Genomic DNA, 20,784 nt, shown 5'->3' on the forward strand with positions numbered 1-20,784 from the left:
TCGAACCGGGCGAGATATTTGCGCAGCCGGTCCGCATCGTTTGCCGATGTCCGGCGGGTGCGCGATGCGGCGAAGAGCGTGCGGCCGGCTTCCGAAAGCGAGCGGCTCTTCCGGCAGATGCGGATCGTCTCGGCGAGCTGCACGCGGTCGAAGGGATCGATTTCGGCCAGGGCTACGGGCGCCAGGATTTCGCTCAGCAAGTCCGTGCCGTCGTCACGCTGGCCGGACCAAAGGCGCTGCAGGCGCCCGATCTCGGCTTCGACGCAGTCCATGTCGATGCGGCCCTTGGGGCTCAGCGTCGCCATGCGCGTGACGCTCGCCGCCAGATCGCGGAAATTGCCGGGCCAGCTTGCGCCCGGGCCGGTCGCGAAGGCGAGATAGCGCTGACGCGCTTCCTTGTTGAAGCTGGCGCGGTCGCCCTCGCGCTCTGCGAAACGGTCGAGCTCATAGTCGAGATTGGGTTCGATGTCCTCGCGCCGCTCGGCCAGGCCGGGCAGGCGGAAGGTCCACAGGTTGAGCCGCGCATAAAGATCGTCGCGGAAGGTGCCGGCGGCCACGGCCTCGCCCAGATCGCGGTTGGTGCCCGCGATCAACTGGAACTCCGACGCCGCTTCCTTGTCCGAGCCCACGGGCAGGAAACGTTTGTCCTCGATCGCGCGCAGGATCATGGCCTGCTCGTCGAGTCCCAGTTCGCCGATCTCGTCGAGGAACAGCATTCCCTTGTCGGCCGTGCGCAGCAGTCCGGGCCGGTCAGCGACCGCGCCGGTGAACGCGCCCTTGCGATGTCCGAACAGCGCGGACATCGCGCCATCGCCCTTGAGGGTCGCGCAATTCACTTCGACAAAGGTGCCGGCGATCTGGTGCTTGAGGCGCTTCAACTCGTAGATGCGGCGGGCAAGCTGGCTCTTGCCTGCCCCGGTCGGGCCCATCAGCAGGATGGGCGCCTTTGAGCGCAACGCCACCCGCTCGATCTCGTCGATCATGCGATTGAAGGTGGCACTCTGCGTCGCGATGCCGGATTTCAAGAACGAGGTGCTTTCCTCGGTCGCCGCGGCGAAGCGCGTGGCGATGCTGTCATAGCGCGATAGGTCGAGATCGATCGCCGTCCAGCGGCCCGGCGCGCCGCCATCTTCCGCGCGCTTGGCTGGCTGGGTCTGCAGAAGCCGGCCGGGCAGGTAGCGCGCCTCGGTCAGCAGGAACAGACAGATCTGGGCGACGTGCGTGCCGGTGGTGATATGGACCAGATAGTCCTCGGCATCGGGATCGAAGGGCTCGGCGCGGGCGAAGTCGAGCAGCTTGCCGTAGACTTCCTCGAAATCCCAGGGATCGTGGAAATCGAGCCGGCGCAAATCGACGCGCGTCTCGGGCGAGACCGACTGGATATCCTCCGCGACATATTCGGCGAGGCGGCTGTGCGGCCGGCCATGGAGCAGGATGAAGCGATCGACGCGCAGGTCCTCATGCATCGTCAGCGCGACCGAGGGGCGCCACTTGTTCCAGCGCGATGGCCCGAACTTGCTCGCATCGAGCGTGGAGCCGAGGAATCCGATCACGGTAAGGGGCTTCATGATTATACGATAAGATAAAGAGCGATCCATATCGATAGGAAAATAGCACCGCTTCGATTGCAGTCAAAATCCTCGATCCGGTGAGGAGGAGAATAAAATCGCGTTAAAGCAGTGTCTTGTGAGAAATCCTCCGGTCCCTCCGGCAAATTGGCACGCCCGCTGCAATGTTTTCGGTGTCGGACGGGGAGTTGTCGAACCTTCCAGCCCGGCGGCGGAAATGCGGGGCGGCCGGAATGGGCTGGCCGCCCCCGAACATATTCACAGGGCGTAGCTCAGGCTGCGCAGAGCGCCCGCCTTGGGAGCGGGAGGTCGCAGGTTCAAATCCTGCCGCCCTGACCATGTTGAGGAGTTGGACGATGGCCAACAAGGGACTGTTCGCTTCGGCGATCGCACGATTGATGCCGGCAACGGACACGGTGAACCAGGCGGGAGCGCCGGCTTACGGCTATGGGCCCGAGCACAAGCTCGCCCAGATCGCCGCGACCGGCACGCTGGCCGACACGTTCTACGACGCGGCCGAGACGCAGCTGGCCGATGTGCTGGCGGCGGCCCAGGCCTGCGACCCCGAATTCGTGGCGCAGGCGGCGGTCTATGCCCGCCAGTCCGGCGCGATGAAGGACATGCCGGCACTGCTGGCGGCGTATCTGACGGTTGCCGATCCGGATCTCGCGATCCGGGTGTTCAACCGGGTGATCGACAATGGGCGGATGCTGCGCAACTTCGTGCAGATCATGCGCTCGGGACAGGTCGGGCGCACCTCGCTCGGCTCGCGGCCGAAGCGGCTGGTCCAGCGCTGGCTGGAGCAGGCGTCGATGCCGCAGCTGATGGCGGCGGCGACCGGCCAGGATCCGAGCCTGGCGGACGTGGTGCGCATGGTCCACCCCAAGCCCGCCGATGCGGCGCGGCGCGCTTTCTATGGCTGGCTGATCGGGCGTCCCTATGATGTTGCCGCGCTGCCTGCCGAAATCGCGGCGTTCGAAGCGTGGAAGGCCGATCGGTCGCTCCCGCTGCCGCCGGTCCCGTTCGAGTGGCTGACCGCCTTCTCGCTGACCGCGGAAGACTGGGCGGTGCTGTCGACCCGGATCGGGTGGCAGGCGCTGCGGATGAACCTCAACACGCTGGCGCGCAGCGGCGCGTTCGACGTGAAGGGAGTCGCCGAGGCGGTGGCCGCGCGGCTGGCGGATGCGGAGGCGATCGCGAAGGTGCGGCCGATGCCGTACCAGCTGATGGTCGCGCTGGACCAGGCGCGCGAGAGCGTGCCGCTCAAGGTCCAGGCGGCGCTGGAGGATGCGCTCGAGCAGTCGCTCGTCCGCGTGCCGAAGGTGCCGGGCCATGTGGTCGTCTGCCCCGACGTGTCGGGATCGATGGCCTCGCCGGTGACGGGCTACCGCAAGGGGGCTTCGTCGGCGGTGCGATGCATCGATGTCGCGGCCCTGGTCGCGGCGGCGATGCTGCGGACCAACCGCGAGACCCAGGTGGTGCCGTTCGAGAACCATGTCGTGGGCGTCAAGCTCGATCCGCGTGCGCGCCTCGCCGTGAATGCGGCGAAGCTGGCCGCGATCGGCGGGGGCGGGACCAATGTCTCGGCGCCGCTGGCGATGCTCAACGCGATGCGGGCTGCCGTCGACCTGGTGGTGATCGTCTCGGACAACCAGTCCTGGGTCGATTCGGTCCGGGGCGGGGCGACCGCGACGCTGCGCGAGTGGAACGAGATCAAGCGCCGCAACCCGGCCGCCAAACTCGTCTGCATCGATATCCAGCCCTACGGCACCAGCCAGGCGCCGCAGGGACGGGCAGACATCCTCAATGTCGGGGGCTTCTCCGACGCGGTGTTCGACACGATCGCGCGCTTCGTCTCGGGCGACACGCGCGACTGGGTGGGCATCGTCAAGCAAGTGGAGATCTGAAGATCAGGGCCGTGGCGAATGCCGACGGGATTACATTGCTCCAAGGGGAAACCCGAAAGTCCGGAAAGAGCGCCCGGGAGGCTTTGGCCGAACGGGAGGTGGGGTTTGAGTCCCCCGTTGCAGCGGTAGCTCAAGGACAGTCTCGTCACCCCTCGTCGCCACGGCCCAACATCAACATCACGGCGAATGCCGGGCAAGGACTACATTGGTAATGCGGGTGTCGCGGGTTTGAGTCCCGCCTGCTCCTTCGGGAGCAGTAGCTCAGCGATAGAGCACCGGCCCTTCGGGGCAGTCTTTCCCAAATCTCGTCGCCGTGACCTAATTTACGCTGGCGAATACCGGTGGGACTACATCAGGACCCTGGGAATGCCGGTTCGATTCCGGCCGGGCGGCAACGTCCGTAGCTCAAATGGATAGAGCACAAGGCATATCTCACCAACACCTCGTCGCCAGCACCAGAACACTCCGGCGGATGCCGCGATGGACTACACCTTCAACGTGTCCCTTCGGGGAACGTCCATCGCACTCCTCGCCGCCGGAACCCCATTCAAGTCGGCGAATGCCGGCGGGACTACAGGGTAGAGCACCCGCAGCGATGCGAGAGGTCGGCGGTTCAATTCCGCCTCCGGGCAACCGGATAGCTCAGCACAAAACGTCTCGCCACCGCTCGTCGCCGGCACCATGATCGCGTTTGCAGGAGGTCAGGATGACCGAGACTTTGTACGATATCCAGCACGTCGAGAGCGGCGTGCCGATCAAGATGTGGACCCGCGGCGTGCCCGTGGAAGACGGCGCGCGCGCGCAGCTGGCGCGGGCGGCGCAGATGCCGTTCGTGTTCAAGCACGTCGCCGCGATGCCCGACGTCCATGTCGGCATCGGCGCGACCGTGGGCTCGGTGATCCCGACCAAGGGCGCGGTGATCCCGGCGGCGGTGGGCGTCGACATCGGCTGCGGCATGATGGCGGCACGCACCTCGCTGGTGGCGAGCGACCTGCCCGACAATCTGGAGGGCATCCGCAGCGCGATCGAGCAGGCGGTGCCGCATGGCCGTTCGGTCGGCCGCGGCAAGCGCGACCAGGGCAGCTGGGGCGATCCGCCCGCGGCGATCGTCGAGGCCTGGGCCACGCTGGCGCAGCGCTTCGATCGGATCACGGAAAAGTATCCGCGTCTGAAGAACACCAATCATTTGGTGCATCTGGGGACGCTGGGCACGGGCAACCACTTCATCGAGCTGTGCCTGGACCAGGAGCAGCGCGTATGGGTGATGCTCCATTCGGGATCGCGCGGCGTGGGCAATGCGATCGGCACGTTCTTCATCGAACTGGCCAAGCAGGACATGCGCAAGTGGCACATCAACCTGCCCGATCAGGACCTGGCCTATTTCCCGGAAGGGACCGACCATTTCGACGATTATGTCGAGGCGGTCGGCTGGGCACAGGACTTCGCGGCGCTCAACCGGCGGATGATGATGACCAACGTCATCCGCGCGCTGCGCAGCCAGATCGCCAAGCCGTTCGATGCGGAGATGGAGGCAGTCAACTGCCACCACAACTACGTCCAGCGCGAGAATCACTTCGGTGATAATGTGCTGGTCACCCGCAAGGGCGCGGTCCGCGCGGCCAAGGGCGTGCTGGGGATCATCCCCGGCTCGATGGGCGCCAAGTCGTTCATCGTGCGCGGCCTGGGCAATGCGGAATCGTTCGACAGCTGCAGCCACGGCGCGGGGCGCATCATGTCCCGCACCGCGGCCAAGAAGCTGGTGAGCCTCGACGAGCATATCCGCGACACCGCGGGCGTCGAGTGCCGCAAGGACGAAGGCGTGATCGATGAAACGCCGAAGGCGTACAAGCCGATCGAGGCCGTGATGGCGGCGCAGGCCGACCTGGTCGAGATCGTCCATACGCTCAAGCAGGTGGTGTGCGTGAAGGGGTGAAACGGGATCAAGCGGCATGCCGGTGGCATGCCGCCCCGTTTCACCGGCTGCGCAAGCAGCCGCGGGCAAAAGCTCTCGTCGCCCGCGCCGATCGCGCACCACCATCCCTTATCGTGGAGCAGTGCTCATGACCCTGGCGCCATGCCCTTGTTGTCGCTCACCCGCCCTGACCGATCCTGGCGGCTTCGAGATCTGCCAGATTTGTGGCTGGGAGGACGACGGCCAGGGAGATGCCGATGCCGATGTCGTGCGCGGCGGCCCGAACGGTGATCTGAGCCTCGCCGAGGCTCGGCGCCGCTTCGCCAAAAATGCGGCATTGGAGGCGCAATTGCACGCCAGTCCCCGCTGGACGCGGGAAGGAAACAAATAGCTGGACCGAACAATGTCTGTGACCAACTACTCCTCTGCAGCGATCGCTCCCGCCGTCCGGCAGGAGATCGAGACCCGGCTCGACGCGATCGAGGCGACACATGGCGTGCGCCTGCTGCTGGCGATCGAGTCCGGCTCGCGCGCCTGGGGCTTCCCCTCGCCCGACAGCGACTATGACGTGCGCTTCCTCTATGTGCGCCCGCGCGAATGGTATCTGTCGCTCGCGCCCGGCCGCGACGTGATCGAGACCCCGATCGAGGACGAGATCGACCTGAACGGCTGGGATGTGCGCAAGGCGCTCGGCCTGCTGCTCAAGTCGAACGCCGTGGTGAGCGAGTGGATGCTCTCGCCGATCCGCTACCGGACCGACGATCCCTTCGTCGCCCGGCTCGCCGAACTGGCCGACGATCTGCTCGATCCGCGGGCGATCGCCTATCATTATGCGCGCTCGGGCAAGCTGGCGGCGGACCGCTGGCTGGACGGCGAGGGGGACGTGCCGGTGAAGAAGTATTTCTACGCGCTTCGTCCCGCGCTGGCGATCCGCGCGATCCGGCTCAACCCGGATGCGCGGCCGCCGATGAACCTGCAGGCGCTGGTCGCCGCCGGCGATCTGCCGGCCATGTTGGTCGAGCAGATCGAGGCGCTGGTCACCGCCAAGGCGCGCACCAACGAGCGTGCCAACGGCACCCGCCTGCCTGAGATCGACGCGCTGATCCGCGGCGAGCTCGAACGGGCGGGCGATCTGCCGGTGCGCAAGCGGCGCGATCGCTTTGTCGATCGCGCCAATCAACTCTTCCTGGAACTGGTGAATACATGATCATCATCGACGGATCGGAAGGCGAAGGTGGCGGGCAGGTGGTGCGCAACAGCTGCGCGCTGTCGCTCGTCACCGGCCAGCCCTTCCGCATCATCAATGCGCGCGGCAAGCGCGAGAAACCGGGGCTTATGCGCCAGCACGTCACGGCGATCGAGGCGGCATGCGCGATCGGTGGTGCCGTTTGCGAGGGCGTGGCGGTCGGTGCGTCCGACTTCAGCTTCATGCCAGGCCGCGTCACGCCCGGCGAGTATCATTTCGCCGTGGGTACTGCGGGGAGCACCGGGCTGGTCTTCCAGACGCTGCTCATGCCGTTACTGTTGGCCGGCGGCCCCTCGCGGCTCGTCCTTGAGGGTGGCACCCACAATATGCTGGCGCCACCCTTCGACTTCATGGCGAAAGCGTTCGTGCCGATCGTGCGCCGCATGGGTGCGCAAATCGAAATGCGGCTGGTCCGCCACGGCTTCTATCCGCGTGGTGGGGGACGGATCGAGGTAGATATTGTGCCGGGCACGCTGTCGCCGGTCGATTGCCTCCATCGCGGCGCCCTTCGGTCGGTATCGGGTACTGCGTTGTTCGCGGCGCTGGCGCCCAACATTGCCGAGCGCGAGATTGCGACTGCGCGCAAGTTTCTTCCGGACTGGCCCGAGGATGTTTTCGCTGTGCGACAACTCCCGGACGAACAAGGCCCGGGCAATGTGTTGTTGCTCGAGGCGGTCTTCGAGCATGCCACTGAGATCGTCGCCGGCTTCGGCAAGTTGGGGGTGTCAGCGGAATCGCTCGCTAAGACGGCGGCGCATCGCATGGCCGGATTTCTGGCGTCGGATGCGTTCGCAGGGCCTTATTTGGCCGACCAGCTTTTGCTGCCTTTTACGCTGGCGGGCGGTGGTTCCTTCACTACGGTGAAGCCGAGCCAGCATGCGCTTACCGCACGGGACATTATCGGGCGCTTTACGGGGCAGCGCTGGGTGTTCGAACAGCAGTCGAATGGCTGTCACCTGGTACGGCGAAAGCGCGACACTTGATTCTTCCGCCCGCTCCCCATCCGACGGAGCGGGCGCTTTTTGCACGAGGCTACCAACGGCTCGGTGGCTGGCCAGTAGCGGCCATGCCGCGTTTATTGCAGACGACGGCTCAGGTCCTCCCGGAATGCCGCCTGCGCAGTCTCCTGGATCCGCGCGGGCGTGACTGAACCGCCCGCAGCCGTAAGCTCCCCTGCCCAGGCTTCGACCTGCGCCGTACCATGCGCGGCTTCCAGGCTGGCGAACACACGCCATGCCGCTTCGTAGCGCGCAGGGGTGTTGCGTTCGTCGCTAACCATGTCGCCCGGCCCGAAGCTGAACGGCCCGGGCGGGGCATAGTGCGGATCGGCCTTGATCTTCTCCCGTTCCTCCGGGCCGACCTGGCGCAGGATCGCCTCGGGCTTCACCTGCATGCCACCCCAGCGCGCCAGTGCTACCGGCTCGGTCGAAGACTCGAGCGCCTGGGCGCCCTGGCGTGCATCCTCGCGACCCGCCTCGGGCGCAAGGACCGCTACGACCTTGCGGCTGATCCACTGGGCATGCCCCTCATGAAACCAGCGCGGCGTGTCCGCACCCAGGCGCTTCTGGAAGGCATGGACCTGCTCGTGCGGCATCACCACCACGGCCATATGCTGTGCGGCGGGGGTGAGCGAGCCATCCGGCGCGGTGGCGATTGTCCAGCGCTTCTCGGACGCGCTGCGCGGCGGGATATAGTCGGCATGCGCGGTAAAGACGACCGAGGACCAGCGGGCATTCCGCCAGACCGCGCCGGTCTCGGCATGAAGCAGCCGCATCTGCGCGCCGAGACAGGCCGCCCGCGACCATGCCGCGTGCTCGGAGATGGGATCGTAATAGGCATGCATCGAACCGCCGCTCACGCGATCCGTGATGTGCAGATGGGGCAGGTCGGTGCCGGCCGCGCCGATCGCCTCGATCGTGATCCCGGGCAGCCCGGGGCGCGTCCCGACCGGCGAGGCACAGGCGGCGCGCGCCTGTGCCTCGAAGCGATCGGAAGCGGTGACCGGCTGTTCGAGCAGCGCGAAGCCGAGCAAGGGGAAAAACATCGATCGTCTCCTGCGACGTGGATATCAGCACGCGATCGGGAGCGGAGCGGTGGGATCGACCAGCCCGGCGGCGCGCAACTCGCGCCAGAAGTCGCCGGGGATGGCTTCGTCGAGCGCGGCGCGGTCCTCGGCGATGCGGCCGGGGCGGCTGGCGCCCGGGATGACTGCGGCGACGGCGGGGTTGGCGAGCGCGAACTGCAGTCCGGCCGCCTTCATGCTGATGCCGTGGCGGTCGGCGAGCGCCTTGATCCGCGCCACCTTGTCGAGGATCGCGGGAGTGGCAGGCGCATATTCGAAATTGGGTCCACCGACGAGCGCGCCCGAGCTGTACGGGCCGCCCACCACGATGCCGAGCCCGCGCTCCGCCACCTTGGGCATCAGCCGCTGGAGCGCGCGGCCATGGTCGAGCAGCGTGTAGCGGCCGGCGAGCAGCGAGCCGTCGGGGCGGGGGCCGTCGAGGTCGAGCAGTAGCTCGATCGGCTCGACCTTGTTGACGCCCAGGCCCCAGGCCTTGATCACGCCCTCGTCGCGCAACCGGTCGAGCGCCTTGAAGGCGCCGGTCCGCGCTGTCTCGAACGTCGCCAGCCAGTCGTCGCCATAGAAATCCTGCGCGATGTCGTGGACCCAGACGATGTCGATGCGGTCGGTCTGCAGCCGCTTCAGGCTGTCCTCGATCGAGCGCAGCGTGGCGTCGGCCGAATAGTCGTTGATCACCTTGTTGGGGCGGCCATGCGCAAACACCGCACCCTTCTCGCCATTGTCGCGGGGGCCGTCCTCGAGCTCGTCGAGCACGACGCGGCCGACCTTGGTGCTGATCACATATTCGTCGCGCGGCTTGCCCTTCAGCGCCTCACCCATGCGGATCTCGGCCAGGCCGGCGCCGTAGAAGGGGGCGTTGTCGAAATAGCGGATGCCGTCGTTCCAGGCGGCCTCGACCGTGGCGAGCGCCTCGTCCTCGGGAATGTCGCGAAACATATTGCCGAGCGGCGCCGCGCCGAAGCCGAGCGGGCTGCCGATGATGTCCTTGAGTGCCATGATGGGGATCCTTGCTTCAGGCGACCGCGACCGGATCGAGCGTCAATGGCGTGCGCTCGGCGAGGTCCTCGATCTGCGAGAGATAATTCTGGAAATGCGGGCTGGCGCGGTGCGCGGCGATGGCGCCTTCGTCGGCATAGAGCTCGTCGAGCACGAAGCGGGCGGAATCCGTCCGATCCTGCCACAGGTCATAGTGGAGGTTGCCGGGCTCGGCCCGGCTCGGCGCGAGCATGCTCTCGAGCAGCGCCCGCAACGCCTCGGTCTTGCCCGGGCGCACGGTGAGAATCGCGATGATCTTCAAATTGGACATGTGCCTCTTCCCTGCCGGACCGGCGAGGCGGCGCAGCGCCCCACCGGTCATCCGCGTCCTCACGCTGCGATCAGCGCCCGGTCGAGCGCCTCGACCAGCGCCGCGGCGATGGGGTGGTCCGAACGCGGGTTCTGGCCAGTGATCAGCTCGCGGTCGACGATCACATGGGGCTCGAAATCGGCCGCGCCGGTGATCACTTCGCCGCCGGCGATGCGCAGCGCATCGGGCATGTAGAAGTAGAGCTGCGCGTGCAGGACATTGTCCTCGACGATCTTCTCCTCGCTCGTCGAGAACACCGTCATCCGGTAGCCGGCATATTGCCAGCCCTTGGCCCATTCGGCGGCCTTTGCGGTATCACCGGCGATCAGGGCGGCGCGGAACTCGCGGGCGTGCGGCATCGCCGCGGCGACGGCGATCGGGCCGTGGCAGAGCAGCGCGGTCGGCTTGGCGCGTTCGTGGAAATGGCGCAGGATCACACCCACCTCCGCATCCTGCATCAGGTCGACTGCCGGAGCATGGCCGCCGGGGAAGAACAGCCCGGCATAACCGTCCAGGCCCTCCGCGATCACCTCGCCCAGCGTCCGCACCGCGTTCATCGCGGGATCGTTCGCCCAGAATGCCCTGGCCTGCGCGAGCGCAGCCTCGTCGCCGCCGAAATGGCCCGCCGAGTCCGACAGTTCGTCGATATGCGGCTTGGTGCCGTCCGGCGTGGCGAGCACCACGTCATAACCGGCATCGATCAGCGCCATCGCGGGGACGACGGTTTCGTTGAGATATTGACCGGTGGGTGCCCAGCCACCGCCCTGCAGTTCGATCCGGGTGGCGTTGGAACCGATCACGAGCACTGTACCCTTGGCCATCTGAGCCTCCATTCGCTTGCTGTCCCGAGTGGACGCGGCCGATATGCGCGCCGATCAGTCATTCCAGAACTTTATTTCCTTGATTTCAGTTATATGCTTGAGAAGATATCTCATGCGCTACGACCTCAATCTGCTGCCGATCTTCGTCGCGTTGATGGAGGAGCGCAGCGTCACGCGCGCGGCCGAGCGGCTCGGCATGACCCAGCCTGCGCTTTCCAACGCGCTCGCCCGGCTGCGCGCGATGCTGCAGGACCCGCTCTTCATCCGCGAGCGCTACGGCATCCAGCCGACCCCGATCGCGCTCGAGCTGGCGCCGCGGATATCCGAGGCGCTGGCCGCGCTCGACGACACGGTGCTCGGCCAGCAGGATTTCGATCCCGCCAGCGCCGAGCGGCTCTTCACCATTGCGCCCAATGGCTATGTCGAGTTCGTGCTCGTGCCCGCGATCGTCGCGCGGCTCCAGCAGGTGGCGCCCGGGGTCAAGCTGCGCCTGACGCCCTATGGCAACGACCTTGCCGAGACCGGGGTGACCTCGGGCACGACCGCGATGGTGCTCGGGCGCATCGTCGACCCGCCCGACAATCTCGTCGTCCAGCATCTGATCGACGAAGGCCTTGCCTGCGTCGTGCGCGCCGACCATCCGGAGATCGGCGACAGCATCTCGCGCGAACAGTTCGAGCGGCTGAAGCATGTCAACGTCGTGCCGCCTGGGCGGATGCGTGCCGGCCTGTTCCAGGCGCTCGCGCAGCAGCAGCTGAAGCGCGAGGTGGCGATCTCGGTCACCAACTTCTTCGCGGTGGCCGAGATGGTGGCGGTGACCGATCATATCGCGACGCTGCCCAGGCTGATCTGCCACCGCCTGGCGCAGGATCCGCGGCTCAGGATCCTGCCCGCCCCGGTCGATCTCGGCACCTTCCCGGTCGAGATGGCCTGGCATGTGCGCTACCGCCACGATCCGGCGCATCGCTGGCTGCGGGGGCTGGTGGGCGAGATGATCCGCCAGGTGTCGATCCCGGCCCCGGCAGCCTGAGCTCACCGGGCCGGCTCGGCCGCCGCCTTTGCGGCCGCCTCCTCGATCAGCGCGGCGACCGCTTCCGGCTTCGATAGGAAGATGGCGTGGCTGCCAGGAACTTCGCGGAGCGTCGCGCGGGCGCGCTGCGCCATGCCGCGCTGGCCTGCGGGCGGGATGATCCGATCGTCCTGCGGCACCAGGAACCAGCTCGGCCTGGTCTTCCAGGCGGGCACGGTGATCTTGCCCTCCAGCGCCCGTGCACCCCAGGGCTGCTGCGAATCCGCCATGAACTTCGCCGTCTCGGGCGCCACGTCGCCGGCGAAGAGCGCGGGGAATTGCGCCTTGTCGAGCGTCAGCGTGCCGTCGGGGCCGGCCACGATCGGCAGGGCAGGCGCACCCGGCGGGGCGCTGGCGGTGATCGAGGCGACCGACTCCCCCTGGTCCGGCGCGAAGGCGGCGACATAGACGAGGGCGCGCACCTTCGGGTCTGATCCCGCCTCGGTGATCACCATCCCGCCATAGCTATGGCCGACCAGCACTGCCTTGCCCGGGATCGTCGCGAGCGCGCGCCTTGTGGCCGCGACATCGTCCTCGAGCGATGTTGTCGGGTTCTGCACGACGATCACGTCATAGCCGTCCCTGCGCAGGACCCTGTACACGCCGGCCCAGCCCGATCCGTCGACGAACGCGCCATGGACGAGGATGATCGTCGGATGCTTGCTATCGTCTCCCGCAAGGGCCGGGGCGGCGCTGGTGATCAGGCTCGCGGAGGCGAGCGCTGCGATCAGCTTGTTCATCTCACACTCTCCTCAATCAGCGACGGTTGCCGAGGATCTGCATCCGCATCGCCTTGACCGGCTCCTCGGCGAGCTCGGGCAGGCGCGCGAACCAGGCCTGGACGTGCGGCGTGCGGTTGTGCGCTTCGAAATCCGCCTGGGTGGCGAATATCTCGTAGAAGATGAAATGGCCGGGCCGCTCGCGATCCTCCTGGAGGAAATAGAGCAGGTTGTTGGGCTCGGCGCGGACCTTGGCGACAAGCGGCAGCGTCGCCTCGCGGAGCGCCGCCTCCTTGCCCGGTTTCGCCTGCACCTCGGCGACCACGGCATAGGCGGTGGCGGGGATGTCGGCATAGCGGATGCCGTCATGGTCCTGCGCCAGCGCGGGCGTAGCCGGCACCGCCGCGCCGATCAGCACGGCGAGCGCGAAGCGAGTGGAAAGGCGCATCTTGCATCTCCTCTGGAAGAACGGGTTCAGTCGGCGATCCAGTTTCCGTGGAAGCCGGGCGGGACGATGTGGGGGATCCGGATGCGGGCGAGCGGCGGCGCCTCGAAAGCACGGGCGTCGAGGATCGCCAGGTCGGTGGTCCCGGCCGCCACATCGATCACGAAGCCCATCAGCCAGCCTTCATCCTCTTCCGCGTCCGGATGCGCGGGCACGAAGATGAATTCGCAGGGGTGGCGGTCCGGACCGAAGTCGTGCGCCTGGCGCGTGCCGGCGGCGAGGTCGTGCTTGAACAGACCCGTGCCGAGGAACGGATCGACCATCGCCATCGCATAGGCAAAGCGATAGGGCTGGCCGAGCCGCCGCTCGTCGCAGCGCGGGAATTCCTGCGGCGCGGGATCGAGCACCCTGCGCCGCACCGTGTGTGCCAGCGGATCGAGGGTCCAGCGCTCCAGGCTGCAGCGCTCGGAATCGGGACCCGAGGTCCGCCGCCAGAACATCTTGTCGTGTACGACCAGGTCGAGGATCACGCTTCCGTCTGCCGCGTCGTGCGCGTTGACGGTGTGGAAGGCGAAGCAGGGATCGACCGGGCACCAGATCACCTCCCCGGCATCGCCGTCGCGCGGCAGCAGGCCGATGCGCGGCTCGTGCCCGGCATTCCAGCGATAGGGGAATTGATAGCCGGCGATGGCGGCGGCGAGCGAGAAGGTGACCGGCAGGTCGAGCAGGATCGCGAACCGCGCCGTGAAGGCGAAGTCGTGGAGCATCGGGCCGTGGCGCACCGGTACCTTCACTTCGCGCCGTACCCGTCCATCGGAGCCGATCGTCAGGTAGCGGATCGTCCTCCACTTCGCCGCGTCATAGCTCACGGCGAGCATCTCGCCGGTCAGCGGGTCGACATGCGGATGCGCGCTCAGCCCGCCGCGCAGCGTGCCGGCGAAGTCGGTATAGCGCTCGGTCTCCAGCGTCTCGCCGATCACCACCGGGGTGCTGCCCGCCTCGATCAACCCCAGCGTCTCGCCGCCATAGCCCGTCACATTGGTGTTGACCGTGTCGAACAGGTGGCGCGGCCCCGGCGTCCGCGCCTCGCCAAGCGCGTCGCTCACGGCGTTCGAGCGGATCCAGCGATTGCGGTACCAGAGCGCCCGGCCATGCTCGATGCGGATACCGTGGATCATCCCGTCACCGGCGAACCAGTGATGCCGGCGCGGGCTGGGGTTCATCGGGTTGGGTCCCATGCGCAGATAGCGCCCGCGCAGCGCCGCCGGGATCGTGCCGATCACCTCGAGATCCTCGATCACCAGCTCCGCGTGCATCGGGCTGTTCACGCCGGTGATGTACGGCGTGTCCTGCACGGTGACGGGGCGGCGTCCGAGGAGCGAGCCGAACATGGCTCAGGACTTGCCCGCCACCAGGCGCTGCCGCGCCGTGCGGGCATTGTCGAAGACCTGCTTCACCGGTCCCAGCGCCTGGACGAATTCAAGCTGCTCGCCCTCGGGACCCTTGCAGTAGATCAGCCGCCAGCCGTTCGACTTGCCCTCGGTGATCGGGTTGGAATTGGCCTGGAGCGGCGCGGCCTTGCGCTCGGTCTCGCTGGTTACCGTGACCACGCGGTTGGCGCGGACCTGCACCATGCCGCGCCGCGCCGACTCCGCCTCCAGATCGTGGATGAACTGGTTGAAGTCGACATCGTCGCGGATGTGGAAGCAGATGTGCATCATCCGCGGAAAGGCCGGGCTCATGTGATCGAGCGGCTCGGCGAAGCTGCGCGGCCCGCCCAGCGGCTGGTCGGCATCGCGATATTGCAGCAGCTCGAGTACGACATTGTCGAACTGGACGAAGCGCACGTCGAGCCGCTGCGCGCCACCCTTGAGATCGGGCACGCCGATCGTCCGCGGATTGACCCCGCGCACCCGCGCCTCGATCTCCTGGTCGGTCAGCAGCGTGTTGTGGATGCGCTCGCCCTGGAAATCGCCGTCGCGCATCACCTCGGTGCCGCCCAGCACCTCGGTGTAGAAGGTGAAGGCGCGCTCCATGTTCTGGACGGTCAGCCCGAAATGCTGGACGCCCTGCAGTCGCATGCCGAGCGAGCTGGCGCCCGCCTGCGCCGCGGTGGCGGGCACGACCCCGCCGGTCGCCAGCAGGCCCGCCATCGCCACGCCGCCAGCGGCCTGCAGCAGCTCGCGCCGATCGATTCCCTGGCGCTCAGTCTCGTCGGTCATCGCCTGTCTCCTTGGTTCAAGGTCGTTGCCGGCCGCCCGGGCCGGGATCGCGTGGAACGGCGCTCCGCCGGGGGGAGGGGCAGGGAGCGGAGCGCCGTTTCCGTCTGGCGCTCATTGGGCCAGATATCCGCCGTCGATCGCGAGCGTGGTGCCGGTGACGTAGCTGGCCTCGTCGCTGGCCAGGTACAGGCAGCCATAGGCGACCTCGCTCGCATCGCCGCCGCGCCGCATCGGTGTCGCCTCGATCACCGCCCGGTTGAGCGCCGCATCCTGCGCATCGGTGAGCGGCGTCCGGATGAACCCGGGCAGCACCGCATTCACGCGGATGCCGTCGCCGACATAGGTGATCGCCGCGTTGCGCGTCATGTTGAGCACCGCGCCCTTGGCTGCGTGATAGCCATGCGCCCCGGCAACCGCCGCGGCACCCCAGATCGATGCGATGTTGACGATCGATCCGGCCTGCTGCGCCCGCATCACGCGCACCGCCTCGCGCATGCCCAGGAAGATGCCGGTCTGGTCGACCGCGATCATCCGCTGCCAGGCATCCAGGCTCAGTTCGTGCAGCGGCTCATAGGCGATGATCCCGGCATTGTTGATCAGGATGTCGAGCCCGTCCGCCTGCCCGACAACATCGGCCACCGCGCGCGCCCAGTCGCCCTCGCTGGTCACGTCCAGCGGGATCGCGGTGACGCCGGCCGGCCAGGCCCGCGCCGGCGGCACGATGTCGGCCGCGAACACCACCGCGCCCTCGCGATGGAAGAGCTCGGCGACGGCATGGCCGATGCCGCTGGCGGCGCCGGTGACGAGCGCCACTTTTCCGGTCAGTCGCATGCCGCGCCCTCCCTGTCCGCGATGTTGCGATCCATTGTCTGGCGGAGCGGAAGCGTGTCGGCGATGTCGGGCGGGGTAGCGGGCGCCTACACTTTCGGGGGCGCGCCGGCGAAGGACATCGGTCCCGGTCGGGCGCGGATGGCGGCCGCGCAGTGCGCCGATCCCCAAATGGGGTAGGCTGTGCTACGCCTTCCGGTGCCGACACGCCCGGCATGCCGCGATAGGGCCGGGCAGGATCGCGAAGGGGGACGCGAGTGCGTGCGCTGATTGCCGCCTGCAGGGGATTGCTCGCCGCCACGCTCGCGGCCGCGGCGATGCACAGCGTACCTGCTGCCGCGCAGCGGACATCCGACGTCTTCGACCAGTTTCGCCATGATCGCTGGATGATCTACGATGGCGCGCCGACGGGAATGCAGATGGTCCGGCAGACCGGCGACGGCTGGATCTGGATCGCCGCGTCCGAGGGGCTGTTCCGCTTCGACGGGGTCAGCTTCGAGCGGATACAGGTACCCCAGGGCTCTCCGCTCGAACGCGCCTCGGCCGGTCCGCTGCTGGTCACGCGGGCGGGCGAGCTCTGGGTGGGCTATAACCAGAGCGGCGGCGTTGCGGTCTATCGCGGCGGCCAGCTGAGGCCCGTGCCGATGCCCAAGCCGCCCTTGTCGGTGACGGCACTCACCCAGACCCCGGACGGTGCGGTGTGGGCGTTCTCCGCCGTGTTCAACTATGATTATGGCCGGATATATCGCTTCGCGGACGGCCATTGGGAGGATGTCGACCGGCGGTTCGGCCTGGGCGACGGCTATGTGTCGGGCGGATGCGTCACGGCGGACGGGACACTCTGGTTCACGCGCTGGAACCAGGATCGGGGCGTGCTGGTCCATCTGCGTCCCGGGGGGCGCCGTTTCCAGGACAGCGCCTATCCGGTCAGCCGGAGCGGCTGCTTCGCGGATCCGCAGGGCCGATTATGGGTCACCGGGCGCGACGGGTTCGTGATGCTCGCCGGTGCGGACGGAAAGGAGCTCGCCCGACCGATCCCCTTTCCCAAGGCGCGGGGCGCGCCGAGCTGGACGGAGGCGATGGATTCGGCTGGCGGCCTCTGGGGCTGGGCGGCGCCGAGCGGGGTCTTCTATTCGCCGGGCGCGGCGGCTGGGCCGCAGGGAGTGCCCGATCGGTCGGGCCGGTTCTCGGTCACCGATGGTCTGTCCTCGGACATTCTCTACGACCTCTTCATCGATCGCGACGGCAATGTCTGGGTCACGACAGAACTGGGGCTCGACCGGTTCCGGCGGGCCAGCGCGGTCCCGGAGTCCTTCGTGCAGGGCAAGTTCTCCGACGGGCTCGGCCTCAGCCAGAATGGGCCGGAGCTCTATGCCGACACCACGCAAGGCATGTTCCAGCTTTCGCCGGGCGCGCCGCGCAAGCTTCTGGAGCAGACCTCGATCGGCCATTGCCCGGGGCGCGGCACGGGCATCTGGATGATCCAGGAGACAGGGATCGTGCGCCTCCGGGACGGGCGGCAAACCCGCTTTCCACTGCCCTCGGGCGAGGATCTGACCTCGGCCTGTGCAGAGGACCGGCTCGGCCGGTTCTGGGTCGGCACGGTCGACGGCGCGCTGAAATGGCACGACGCAGGCGGCTGGCACGTGCCCGCACGCCCCTTGCCCAAGCCGAACTGGTGGGACCTGGTGCCCACCGCCAGCGGAGACATCGCCTATACCTCGGGTACCGACCTCGTCAGGATCGTCGGCGACAAGCTCCTGGTCACGCCGCTCGGGCAGTACAAGCCCGGTCTCATCACCAATCTCTCGACCGGCGGCGGGGACATCTTCGTCAGCGGCAGCAACGGTCTTTTCCGCATCCGTGGGAACCGGATCGCGCGGATCGACTGGCGGCGCTTCCCCTGGGTGGCGCGGCTGCGCGACCTGCTGCAGACCCCGGCCGGTGACACCTGGCTGATGCGCGCCTTCTTCACCTCGCGCGTCTCTACCGCCGATCTCAACCGCGCATTCGACGATCCGAGCGCGCCGCTCGACCGCGTCGTGCTCGATCTGCGTGACGGTCTCCGCCCGCCGCAGAGCAATGATTTCTCAGGGCGCCAGATGGGTGTCGGCGCCGATGGACGGGTCTGGCAGCTCAATCGCTATGGCGTATCGTTCATCGATCCCGCCCGGATCCTGCGCGAGGCGCCGCCGCCCCCGGTGATGATCCGCGCGCTGACGGCCGCCGGCGCCATCCACCGCGATCCCGCCACGCTGATCCTTCCGGCCGGGAGCCATGCGTTCGACATCGCGTATACGGCGCTTTCCTATACCTATCCCGAGCGGTTGCGTTTCCGCTACCGGCTGGAGGGGGTGGACGAGGACTGGATCGACGCCGGCAGCCGACGTCTCGCTTCCTATGCCAATCTCGGTCCCGGCCGGTATCGCTTCCACGTCATCGCCTCGGACAACCAGCACAACTGGAGCAGCCCGGGGGCGCTGCTCGATGTCGAGATCCGGCCGACCTTCCTGCAGAGCTGGCCGTTCAAGCTGCTCTGCGCGGTGCTGCTGATCGGTCTGCTCTGGCTTGCCTATTCGCTGCGCCTGCGTGCCGTCGCCAACCGCATCCATCAGCGCATGGCCGACCGGATGGCCGAGCGCGAGCGCATCGCGCGCGAGCTGCATGACACGTTGCTCCAGGGCATCCAGGGACTGATGCTGCGCTTCCAGTCGGTCACCGACCGGATCTCCGATCCCCTTACCCGGCAGACGCTCGACGATGCGCTGGACAGTGCCGACGCGGTGGTGGTCGAGGGGCGCGAGCGGGTGCGCGACCTGCGCTGCGTGCCCGCGGCGGGGGAGCTCGCGCACAAGATCGATGCGTTTGCCCATGCGATGACCGAGGGGGGCGGCCCTCCGATCCGACTGTCGGTCAGCGGGGCGCAGCGTCCGCTGCATGCGCTGGTGACGACCGAGGCGCTGCGCATCGCCGAGGAGGCGCTCCGCAACGCCCTGCGCCATGCCGCGTCGGAGGCGATCTCGGTCGATCTCGACTATGGCCGCGGGCAGTTCGGCATGCGCGTCCGCGATGCAGGCGTGGGAATCCCCGAGGAAATCCTCGCGGCCGGAGGTCGTTTGGAGCATTATGGCCTGGTCGGCATGCGCGAGCGCGCGGGCCGCATCGGTGGCCGGCTCGCCATCGTGTCTCGAAGCGGCGAGGGGACGGAAGTCATGCTGAGCGTGCCGGCACGGGCCGCCTATGCCGAGCGGCGCCGCGGTTTCCTGGGCTGGCTTCGAGCGATCGCCGGGGGCGGGCAGGCGCGATGACCGGGGGGAAGCGCATTCGCGTGCTGGTCGTCGACGATCATGCCGTGCTCCGGGATGGCATCGCGGCGATCGTCGCTCCCGAGCCCGACATGGTCCTGGTCGGCGAGGCGACCAATGGCGCGGAGGCGGTCGACGCCTTCTTCAGCCTGCGCCCCGATGTCACGCTGATGGACCTGCAGATGCCGGTGCGCAGCGGGATGCAGGCGATCGCCGAGATCCGCGCCCAGGCACCGGCGGCACGCATCGTCGTGCTCACCACCTATGACGGCGACGTCCAGGCAGTGCGTGCGCTCAAGGCCGGAGCATGCGGTTATCTGCTCAAAAGCTCGCTCCGCAAGGAATTGCTGGAGACGATCCGTATCGTCCACGCCGGCGGCCGCTACGTCCCCCCGGCGCTGGCGCAGCAGATCGCCATTCATGCGGCCGAAGACCCGCTCAGCCCCCGTGAGGTGGCGATCCTCGAACATGTGGCGGCGGGCAAGCCGAACAAGGTGATCGCCTGGGAGCTCTCCCTCTCCGAAGAGACTGTGAAGGCGCATCTGCGCGGCGTTTATTCGAAGCTCGACGTCAATGACCGCACCCAAGCGGTGACCGTCGCGCTGCGGCGGGGCATCATCACCCTTTGACGAGTAGAAATCGGGCTCCGGATTGGAATATCGTCTGTGCCCCTCCGATTAAGTCTATCGCTTCTCGACCCAGCCGTTGACCAACTGCTCTCCACCTGATGAGTATGACGACAATGCTGAACGCTGGCTCGCGAGCGATGATCGTCGCGCTGCCCCCACCTCGGCAACCGATGCCGATCAGGTGGCGCGATGTCGGACGTGGTGCAGCTTGCCCTCAGAGGGGAAGAATGCCCCGGCGCTGACTGAGGCGGACCTAGTGCTCCTGACAATTGTTCCCAACGCAGCACCGCTGGGGCGATGGTAGATGCACTCGCAAGATCAAAAGGCTGCATCGCGCGTCCTGGAGCGAAATCGATTCTCGCCGAGCCCAGCCCGATATCCTGTCGTCACCCGCTAGGTTGGATAAGAAGAACCAACTGCCGGCTCCTTTGGCATTGATCCCGAGGAACAGACCGTCTCCGTCAGAACATTGCCTGGGGTTTTGGACAGCGACCGGATTTGGGCTGCGGTGAGCCCCTTGAGCCTCTTATGATACCCACCTCACTCTTCTCCACACTTCCTGCAAGATGGTGTCGGATCGAGTGAGCGCAGCGGAAAATATGCTAATTCCTAAGGTTTATCCGCGGGTTATGGAGAGTTTGGTGATCCCTGCGGAGGGGGTGGCGGAGCGGGAGGAATCTCAGCT

17 protein-coding genes, 1 tRNA gene and 1 pseudogene are annotated in these 20,784 nt (G+C 67.4%); 9 read left to right on the top strand and 10 right to left on the bottom strand.

All coding sequences use genetic code 11. The features are described 5' to 3' along the window. Positions 1 to 38 precede the first annotated feature (38 nt). Positions 39 to 1,598: pseudogene (gene rtcR, locus J2W22_RS04060) on the bottom strand (RNA repair transcriptional activator RtcR); the annotation flags it as partial. A 231-nt stretch (positions 1,599 to 1,829) separates the two neighbouring features. On the opposite strand from rtcR, the gene J2W22_RS04065 reads away from it, so the two are divergent. The 6 genes from J2W22_RS04065 to rtcA all read left to right on the top strand — a co-directional run bounded on the left by J2W22_RS04065 (position 1,830) and on the right by rtcA (position 7,616). Then, positions 1,830 to 1,907: transfer RNA gene (locus tag J2W22_RS04065), tRNA-Pro, on the top strand. A gap of 17 nt (positions 1,908 to 1,924) precedes the next feature. Continuing rightward, a complete protein-coding gene (locus tag J2W22_RS04070; RefSeq protein WP_307116982.1) occupies positions 1,925 to 3,475 on the top strand; it encodes a vWA domain-containing protein in 1,551 nt (516 codons plus the stop codon). A gap of 706 nt (positions 3,476 to 4,181) precedes the next feature. Further along, positions 4,182 to 5,408 (top strand): RtcB family protein, encoded by a 1,227-nt coding sequence (locus J2W22_RS04075; protein WP_307116983.1) that lies wholly within the window; start codon positions 4,182 to 4,184, stop codon positions 5,406 to 5,408. 127 nt (positions 5,409 to 5,535) lie between these two features. After that, a complete protein-coding gene (locus J2W22_RS23470; protein ID WP_373422936.1) occupies positions 5,536 to 5,778 on the top strand; it encodes a CPCC family cysteine-rich protein in 243 nt (80 codons plus the stop codon). 12 nt (positions 5,779 to 5,790) lie between these two features. Beyond that, positions 5,791 to 6,594, top strand: a complete 804-nt coding sequence (locus tag J2W22_RS04085) for a nucleotidyltransferase domain-containing protein (RefSeq protein ID WP_307116985.1) — start codon at positions 5,791 to 5,793, stop codon at positions 6,592 to 6,594. Continuing rightward, on the top strand, positions 6,591 to 7,616 hold the full coding sequence (gene rtcA, locus J2W22_RS04090) for an RNA 3'-terminal phosphate cyclase (protein WP_307116986.1): 1,026 nt from the start codon (positions 6,591 to 6,593) through the stop codon (positions 7,614 to 7,616). Before J2W22_RS04085 ends, rtcA begins: the two co-directional genes overlap by 4 nt. A gap of 92 nt (positions 7,617 to 7,708) precedes the next feature. Here rtcA and J2W22_RS04095 read toward each other — a convergent pair whose 3' ends face one another. Genes J2W22_RS04095 through J2W22_RS04110 form a run of 4 tightly spaced genes read right to left on the bottom strand, consistent with a single transcriptional unit; the run spans position 7,709 to position 10,882 of the window. Next, a complete protein-coding gene (locus J2W22_RS04095; protein WP_307116987.1) occupies positions 7,709 to 8,677 on the bottom strand; it encodes a hypothetical protein in 969 nt (322 codons plus the stop codon). 24 nt (positions 8,678 to 8,701) lie between these two features. Further along, positions 8,702 to 9,712: an aldo/keto reductase gene (locus tag J2W22_RS04100; protein WP_307116988.1), complete on the bottom strand. Its 1,011-nt coding sequence runs from the start codon at positions 9,710 to 9,712 to the stop codon at positions 8,702 to 8,704. Positions 9,713 to 9,728: 16 nt separating this feature from the next. Then, the gene (locus J2W22_RS04105; RefSeq protein WP_307116989.1) at positions 9,729 to 10,022 is read right to left on the bottom strand and encodes a putative quinol monooxygenase; all 294 of its coding nucleotides are present in this window, start codon (positions 10,020 to 10,022) and stop codon (positions 9,729 to 9,731) included. Between the two features lie 59 nt (positions 10,023 to 10,081). After that, on the bottom strand, positions 10,082 to 10,882 hold the full coding sequence (locus J2W22_RS04110; protein ID WP_307116990.1) for a type 1 glutamine amidotransferase domain-containing protein: 801 nt from the start codon (positions 10,880 to 10,882) through the stop codon (positions 10,082 to 10,084). Positions 10,883 to 10,994: 112 nt separating this feature from the next. Between J2W22_RS04110 and J2W22_RS04115 the strand changes: the two genes are divergently transcribed. Next, positions 10,995 to 11,912: a LysR family transcriptional regulator gene (locus J2W22_RS04115; RefSeq protein ID WP_307116991.1), complete on the top strand. Its 918-nt coding sequence runs from the start codon at positions 10,995 to 10,997 to the stop codon at positions 11,910 to 11,912. 2 nt (positions 11,913 to 11,914) lie between these two features. Here J2W22_RS04115 and J2W22_RS04120 read toward each other — a convergent pair whose 3' ends face one another. The 5 genes from J2W22_RS04120 to J2W22_RS04140 all read right to left on the bottom strand — a co-directional run bounded on the left by J2W22_RS04120 (position 11,915) and on the right by J2W22_RS04140 (position 16,168). Next, positions 11,915 to 12,691, bottom strand: coding sequence for an alpha/beta fold hydrolase (locus J2W22_RS04120; RefSeq protein ID WP_307116992.1), 777 nt, complete (start codon positions 12,689 to 12,691; stop codon positions 11,915 to 11,917). 16 nt (positions 12,692 to 12,707) lie between these two features. Continuing rightward, positions 12,708 to 13,118 (bottom strand): putative quinol monooxygenase, encoded by a 411-nt coding sequence (locus J2W22_RS04125; RefSeq protein WP_307116993.1) that lies wholly within the window; start codon positions 13,116 to 13,118, stop codon positions 12,708 to 12,710. 26 nt (positions 13,119 to 13,144) lie between these two features. Further along, positions 13,145 to 14,506, bottom strand: a complete 1,362-nt coding sequence (locus J2W22_RS04130) for an 8'-apo-carotenoid 13,14-cleaving dioxygenase (RefSeq protein ID WP_307116994.1) — start codon at positions 14,504 to 14,506, stop codon at positions 13,145 to 13,147. A 3-nt stretch (positions 14,507 to 14,509) separates the two neighbouring features. Further along, entirely contained in the window at positions 14,510 to 15,337 is an 828-nt protein-coding gene (locus J2W22_RS04135; protein WP_307116995.1) for a VOC family protein, read from the bottom strand. A 111-nt stretch (positions 15,338 to 15,448) separates the two neighbouring features. Continuing rightward, positions 15,449 to 16,168: an SDR family NAD(P)-dependent oxidoreductase gene (locus tag J2W22_RS04140; RefSeq protein ID WP_307116996.1), complete on the bottom strand. Its 720-nt coding sequence runs from the start codon at positions 16,166 to 16,168 to the stop codon at positions 15,449 to 15,451. Positions 16,169 to 16,422: 254 nt separating this feature from the next. On the opposite strand from J2W22_RS04140, the gene J2W22_RS04145 reads away from it, so the two are divergent. Together J2W22_RS04145 and J2W22_RS04150 are read left to right on the top strand one after the other, a co-directional pair. Continuing rightward, on the top strand, positions 16,423 to 19,473 hold the full coding sequence (locus J2W22_RS04145; protein WP_307116997.1) for a sensor histidine kinase: 3,051 nt from the start codon (positions 16,423 to 16,425) through the stop codon (positions 19,471 to 19,473). Then, complete coding sequence (locus J2W22_RS04150) at positions 19,470 to 20,099, top strand: response regulator (RefSeq protein ID WP_307116998.1); 630 nt, start codon at positions 19,470 to 19,472, stop codon at positions 20,097 to 20,099. The genes J2W22_RS04145 and J2W22_RS04150 overlap by 4 nt, the downstream gene beginning before the upstream one ends. Positions 20,100 to 20,784: the final 685 nt, after the last annotated feature.

The organism is Sphingomonas kyeonggiensis (genome assembly GCF_030812785.1).
In the GTDB taxonomy this organism is placed as follows: Bacteria; Pseudomonadota; Alphaproteobacteria; order Sphingomonadales; family Sphingomonadaceae; genus Sphingomonas; species Sphingomonas kyeonggiensis_B.

What these genes read in the sequence shown, in the direction of transcription:
- J2W22_RS04105 (WP_307116989.1), bottom strand. Translation starts at nt 10,022, where the DNA reads ATGTCCAATTTGAAGATCATCGCGATTCTCACCGTGCGCCCGGGCAAG.
- J2W22_RS04100 (WP_307116988.1), bottom strand. Translation starts at nt 9,712, where the DNA reads ATGGCACTCAAGGACATCATCGGCAGCCCGCTCGGCTTCGGCGCGGCG.
- J2W22_RS23470 (WP_373422936.1), top strand. Translation starts at nt 5,536, where the DNA reads ATGACCCTGGCGCCATGCCCTTGTTGTCGCTCACCCGCCCTGACCGAT.
- J2W22_RS04130 (WP_307116994.1), bottom strand. Translation starts at nt 14,506, where the DNA reads ATGTTCGGCTCGCTCCTCGGACGCCGCCCCGTCACCGTGCAGGACACG.
- J2W22_RS04125 (WP_307116993.1), bottom strand. Translation starts at nt 13,118, where the DNA reads ATGCGCCTTTCCACTCGCTTCGCGCTCGCCGTGCTGATCGGCGCGGCG.
- J2W22_RS04095 (WP_307116987.1), bottom strand. Translation starts at nt 8,677, where the DNA reads ATGTTTTTCCCCTTGCTCGGCTTCGCGCTGCTCGAACAGCCGGTCACC.
- J2W22_RS04110 (WP_307116990.1), bottom strand. Translation starts at nt 10,882, where the DNA reads ATGGCCAAGGGTACAGTGCTCGTGATCGGTTCCAACGCCACCCGGATC.
- rtcA (WP_307116986.1), top strand. Translation starts at nt 6,591, where the DNA reads ATGATCATCATCGACGGATCGGAAGGCGAAGGTGGCGGGCAGGTGGTG.
- J2W22_RS04120 (WP_307116992.1), bottom strand. Translation starts at nt 12,691, where the DNA reads ATGAACAAGCTGATCGCAGCGCTCGCCTCCGCGAGCCTGATCACCAGC.
- J2W22_RS04070 (WP_307116982.1), top strand. Translation starts at nt 1,925, where the DNA reads ATGGCCAACAAGGGACTGTTCGCTTCGGCGATCGCACGATTGATGCCG.
- J2W22_RS04115 (WP_307116991.1), top strand. Translation starts at nt 10,995, where the DNA reads ATGCGCTACGACCTCAATCTGCTGCCGATCTTCGTCGCGTTGATGGAG.
- J2W22_RS04140 (WP_307116996.1), bottom strand. Translation starts at nt 16,168, where the DNA reads ATGCGACTGACCGGAAAAGTGGCGCTCGTCACCGGCGCCGCCAGCGGC.
- J2W22_RS04085 (WP_307116985.1), top strand. Translation starts at nt 5,791, where the DNA reads ATGTCTGTGACCAACTACTCCTCTGCAGCGATCGCTCCCGCCGTCCGG.
- J2W22_RS04150 (WP_307116998.1), top strand. Translation starts at nt 19,470, where the DNA reads ATGACCGGGGGGAAGCGCATTCGCGTGCTGGTCGTCGACGATCATGCC.
- J2W22_RS04135 (WP_307116995.1), bottom strand. Translation starts at nt 15,337, where the DNA reads ATGACCGACGAGACTGAGCGCCAGGGAATCGATCGGCGCGAGCTGCTG.
- J2W22_RS04075 (WP_307116983.1), top strand. Translation starts at nt 4,182, where the DNA reads ATGACCGAGACTTTGTACGATATCCAGCACGTCGAGAGCGGCGTGCCG.